At 73.3% G+C, this 5,148-nt stretch carries 4 protein-coding genes; 2 read left to right on the top strand and 2 right to left on the bottom strand.

Translation table 11 applies throughout. The features are described from left to right. Positions 1–130: 130 nt before the first annotated feature. Together HMPREF0043_RS08205 and HMPREF0043_RS08200 are read right to left on the bottom strand one after the other, a co-directional pair. A complete protein-coding gene (locus HMPREF0043_RS08205) occupies positions 131–3,247 on the bottom strand; it encodes a glycosyltransferase (protein ID WP_198010313.1) in 3,117 nt (1,038 codons plus the stop codon). Next, positions 3,192–3,476 carry a WhiB family transcriptional regulator gene (locus HMPREF0043_RS08200; RefSeq protein ID WP_040318192.1) on the bottom strand — a complete coding sequence of 95 codons (285 nt, stop codon included), beginning with the start codon at positions 3,474–3,476 and terminating at the stop codon, positions 3,192–3,194. The genes HMPREF0043_RS08205 and HMPREF0043_RS08200 overlap by 56 nt, the downstream gene beginning before the upstream one ends. A gap of 217 nt (positions 3,477–3,693) precedes the next feature. On the opposite strand from HMPREF0043_RS08200, the gene HMPREF0043_RS08195 reads away from it, so the two are divergent. Beyond that, on the top strand, positions 3,694–4,551 hold the full coding sequence (locus HMPREF0043_RS08195) for an inositol monophosphatase family protein (protein WP_021602560.1): 858 nt from the start codon (positions 3,694–3,696) through the stop codon (positions 4,549–4,551). Then, the coding region (locus HMPREF0043_RS08190) for a TIGR03089 family protein (RefSeq protein WP_021602559.1) at positions 4,544–5,148 on the top strand (605 nt) is incomplete at its 3' end. The genes HMPREF0043_RS08195 and HMPREF0043_RS08190, both read left to right, overlap by 8 nt.

Genomic DNA, 5,148 nt, shown 5'->3' with positions numbered 1-5,148 from the left:
AAGGGCGCGGGGGGCGCGGCGACGGCGGGGGCGGGCTGCGGCGCGGGGCGCGGCTTGGCCCCCAGGAAGAAGGCTCCCGTTCCGCCCGCGCAGGCGATGGCGACGACCGCGACCGTGCTGAGAAGGCGTTTCATTTCCTCACCGGCTTCCTACGACGCAGGGGCAGCGCGACGACGAGCGCCGCGAACAGGATGGCCGCCTGGCCCAAGGCGGTCATCGCGCCCCAGGCCCCTTCGAAGGAGACGGCGACGGTCCCGCCGTCCTCGGGCAGGCGCCACGCCTGCTGCCATCCGCGGCCGGTCCGCGGCAGTCCGCGGCCGTTGAGGGTGGCCGTCCATCCCGGGTCGGCGCGCTCGGCCAGGACCAGGAGCCGTGCGGTCTCGGACTGGGGCACGTCGGCCTGGGCGGAGGTGACCCCCGAGGCGAGCGGCGTGGACGCGCCTCCCGCCTCCACCCGCAGGCGGGACGTCGCCTGCTTGGCAGGCCGGACGCGCCAGAAGGTGCCGCTCGCGTTCGACGTGACGTATTCGAGCCCCGGGGCGGCGCCGAGCTGGGACATGAGCGTGCGGGCGGCGGCGGTGGCGTCGCCGCGCCCCTGGGGGACGAGGACCACCGAGACCGCGTGCGCCGCGGCGTTGCGCGCGAAGGACTCGGAGTTCCCGCCCAGCGAGGCGACGGCCGAGGCCAGGGCGGCGGCGGCGCGGTCGTCGGAGCGGGAGGAGAGGGAGGCGGCCATGGACGTCTCGTGGAGCTGGGAGCCGGGCCCTCTGAGGAGGGTCGCGCGGATTCCGTCGTCGGCGGGGCGAAGGACGAGGACTCTGGAGCGGTCCGGGCCCGTCTGATCGGTTCTGGCCACCGCGGGGATCGGGGACTCCGGCGCCGGCGTGAGCGCGCGGCTGGCGTACGCGTTGCCGCGGTCGCTCAGGCTCGCCTCGCTCCACAGGCCGGCCAGCGCCAGCGGGGCGAGGCAGGCGGCTGCCGTGGCGGACAGCAGGCTGACGTGTTTGAGCCCGAAGGATCGCTCGCTCAAGTCGGTCCGCAGCCCGTCGCCCGCGCTCACGAGGACGGTGAAAAGCCCGAAGAAGGCCAGGGAGAGGCCGATCCCCGCCCATCCGCGGGCGGGGAGGAGGGAGGCGCCGGCCACAGCGTCGCCCACGGTCGTGGCGGCGGCGCCGGCCGCCCAGAGCCAGCCGGCGCCCAGCAGGACGAAGCCGGCGCGGATTCTGCCGGAGTTGCGCCGGCGAAGGAGGCAGGCGACGGCCAGCAGGACGAGGAACCCGGGAACGGCCAGCGAGGCCAGTTCGACGGCTCCGAGGTTCGAGGAGTCCACGGTGGAGGTCGGGGAGAAGCTCAGCAGGCCCAACCGCGACGGTGCGGCGAGGCTCGCCTGCCCGGGTGTGGACAGGAGGATCTTCCAAGGCGCGGGAGCGTGGAGGGCCGCCTGGAAGGCGGGGAGGAGAACGGCGAAGGCGGGGACGGGCAGCCACAGCCACCTCCACCGGTGGCCCGCGCACCCGACCGCGCCCGCCGCGGAGACCAGCAGGGCGAGGGCGGACGTGGCGGGCGAGGCCGCCGACATGTACGCGAAGACGATGGCCGCCGCGCCGAGCGCGGGAACGCTGGCCCGCCTCCAGGCGACGACGACGCACACAAGGGCGAGGGGGGCCAGGACGTGCCAGACCACCCCCGCGACGTGTCCCTGCGAGACGGCGCCGAGCAGCGGAGGCGCCGCCGCCCACCCGACCGCGCCCGCGGCCCTGATGTGCGGCGAGTTCGTCAGCGCCCGGGCTCCCAGGAATCCGGTGAGCGCAGCGAGCGGGACGCCGGCGATCGCGATCGCCGTGGCGACCGCCCCGAGATCGGATCTCGCGATCGCGGCGAAGGGGGCCAGGAGCACCCACAGGGCGTCGACCGGGGCGGCGAATCCGTCGCCGGACGCGAGCCACATGCGGGAGGCCGAGCCCGCCAGGTCCGAGGCCCTCCAGGCGTCGGGGAGCAGGGCGCCTCCCGTGAGCACCCGGCCGAGCACGGGCAGGTGGGCGACGAGGGTCACGACGGCCCCGGCCGCGAGGGCGACGGCCGCGCACCGCCGGGTCGAGGCGCGCCACCGGCGCAGTTCCGCCTGGACGAGGGGTCCCGGGTCCTCGGCGAGTTCGACGGCCTCGATGCGGGCGCGCTTGAGGTCCCGGCGGGCTCGTCGCACGTCGCCGGGGCGGTCCTCCAGGGAGCGGAGGACGGATTCGGGGGCCTTGCGGGCTCTGGCGATCCTCCGCCTGCCCGCGTGGATCGCCCCGAACATGCGGACGAGGCGCCCGCTGGCCTTCAGCTCTCCGACGGCCAGGCGGGGTTCCTTGACCAGGAGCCGGAGGAAGCCGCGCACGGGCCCGCCGACGACGTAGGCCAGGAAGACGAAGAGGTAGGAGAGCCGGGACGAAGCGAGCACCCCGTTGTAGGCCTGGGCGGCACGGCGGGCGCCGTAGGACAGGCGCTCGTCCTCCCCCAGGCCGATCCGCGCGTGGGCGACGGAGGCGCCCGGCTCGAGGACCACGCGCCACTCCCCCAGCCACATGCGACGCGAGAATTCGAGGCCGTCGCCGAAGGGGCCGAGGGCCGGGTCCAGCCAGCCGACCACGTCGGCGGCCGTGCGCCGGACGAGCATCCCCGCGGTGCCGACCCCCAGGACGTCGCTGCGCAGGTCGTACTGCCCCTGGTCGCGCTCGTCGTCGCCGATCTCAGGCACCCTGCGGGCGCGGCGAGTGGCGCGGACGCCCGCTTCCAGGAGCCGCTCCGGATCGTCCCAGTCCACCTGCTTCGGGCCGACCACGCCGATCTTCGCGCTGGACTGGCCGGTGTGCACGAGGGCCTCCAGGCATCCCGGCGCGGGAGCGGCGTCGTCGTGGAGAAGCCACACCCACGGCTCGCCGCCCTCGTCCTGGGACAGGGCGGCGGACACGGCGGCGGCGAAGGTGGGTCGCCCGCCGACAGCGCGGACGGTCGTCGGCACGCCGGCGGCATGCGCGTCGACGACCGCCTTGACGCTGTCGGCCTCGGCCGAGGCCACGGCGACGAGGAGGCGGGAGGGCCTGCGCCCTCCCGCCGCGACGGCGCGGAGCACTCGCTGCAGGCGGGCCTCCGGGCCGCGCACGACGAGGACGGCCAGGACGCCCTTGTCGTCGGTCAGGGTCGCATCCTCAGGCACCTTGCGCACGTGCCCGGCGGCGTTCCCTTGAGATCTTTCGACGGTCATTGTCGGACATACCACCCCATATGCCATGTCGGATGTCATTCGCGATGGCGTACTCGAGGCACTCGGCCTGGACGGGGCACGAGGCGCACACACTGGTCGCAGGAGCGGTCGACCCGCCCTTCTCGGGGAAGAAGATGTCAGGATCGGTCTGCGCGCAGAGCGCGAAATCCTGCCACCTCAATTCTTCGATGGAAGCCTTGGCGTAGCCCAGGTCGAAGATCCCTTCCATCAACGCCTGCGCTTCCTCGGCGCTGTAGTCTGCCTGCGTGTGTGAACCCATAGCAGAAATTGATTTAAGCACGCTGTCCTCCTCAGTGCTTTTATATCAGTAAATTACACATGTGTGATCCGCCAGAGTCAAGCCTATAAGCCACGCCCCCCGCCCGATCTGGTGGTTTACTACCCATGTTTTACTCCCCATTGAGAATTCGTGGGACCATGTCCCCATGTACACATCCCACGAACTCGCACGGATCGCCGCGGATGCCGCCCGCCAGGTCGGCCCCTACTTAATCGAAGCATTCTCCCGCCCTCGGACGGTTGAACTAAAGGCGGACTTCCACGACGTCGTGACCGTCCACGACAAGGAGTCCCAGCGCCGCATCGCCGACTTCCTCTTCGCCGAGACGCCGGAGTCGTTCATCGTCGGCGAAGAGTCCTCCCGCATGCTCACCTGCGACGGCCGGCCCGGAACCCCCGGCGAAGGCGACGTCGTCTGGTACGTCGACCCGATCGACGGCACGTCGAACTTCGCCTCAGGCTTCGACCACTGGTGCGTCTCCATCGCCGCCGCACGCGGCGGCGCCCTGACGGCCGGCGTCGTCTATCAGCCGACGACGAACACGCTCTACCTCGCCGACGACGCCGGAGCGCTCCGGAACGGCCAGCCGATGCGCGTCCTCGACGCCCCGGTCGAGGACGGGATGATCGCCACGGAGTTCCCCTCGGCCCGGATCCCCGACCCAGAGGAGGCCGCCCGCGGGTTCACGCGAGTGGTCGCCGCGGCGCGGTCGGTGCGGCGCACGGGGTCGACCGCGCTCGCCCTGGCCGAAGTCGCCGCTGGGCATTTCCTGGCCGCCTTCAACGTTGGGACCCATCCCTGGGACGTCGCGGCGGGGGCCCTGCTGGTCGAACGCGCGGGCGGGCGCTACCTCGGCTTCGACGACACCTCGGTCTACCGCCGCGACCCGCAGAACGCCCCCAATTTCGTGGCGACGGGGAGCCGGCAGGCCGCCCTCCTCGCCTTGTCGGCCGTGGGCCGCGCGGATGCGAAGGCCCTAGCGGCCGGAGTGTGGGATGCGTGACGCCCTGTCCGTCTACCGGTCCCTCGTCGCACGCGGGGCCGCGCCCGCTCTGACGTGGTACGGCGGCGACGGCCGGATCGAGCTGTCGGGGAGGGTCGCGGCCAATCACCTCGCCAAGATCTGCGGGTACCTCCTGGACGAGATATGGCTGACGCCCGGCCAGGCCCTGCACCTGGACCTCCCCGCCCACTGGAAGCAGGTTCTGTGGGGGCTCGGAGGCTTGCTGGCGGGCGCTACGGTCACCTGCCGGGGCGATGCAGCCCCCTCCGCGTCGGGCTATGCCACGGAGGGGGCCGGTTGCGCAAGTGGCATCGATGCCCGACGGGGTTCGGCGGACGGAGATTCGGCGGGTGGGCAGGCTCCGGCGTGCGTGCTCGTCACCGACGGGCCCGATTCGCGGGCGGCGCAGGCGGCGCAAGACGTCCTCGCGCTCGACCTGGGCCCTCTGGCGATGGCCTGGTCGGGGCCGGCCCTGCCCGCGGGCGTCCACGACGCGGCGGCCGAGGTGATGGGCAGCCCCGACGACCTCGCCGACGAGACGGCCCACGAGGCCTCGAACGCGGCCCGGTGGCAGGCGTCCGCCCCGCGCGCCGGCCG

It is taken from the genome of Actinobaculum sp. oral taxon 183 str. F0552, from assembly GCF_000466165.1.
Lineage (GTDB): Bacteria > Actinomycetota > Actinomycetes > Actinomycetales > Actinomycetaceae > Peptidiphaga.
This window is presented reverse-complemented; position numbering and strand designations above follow the sequence as displayed.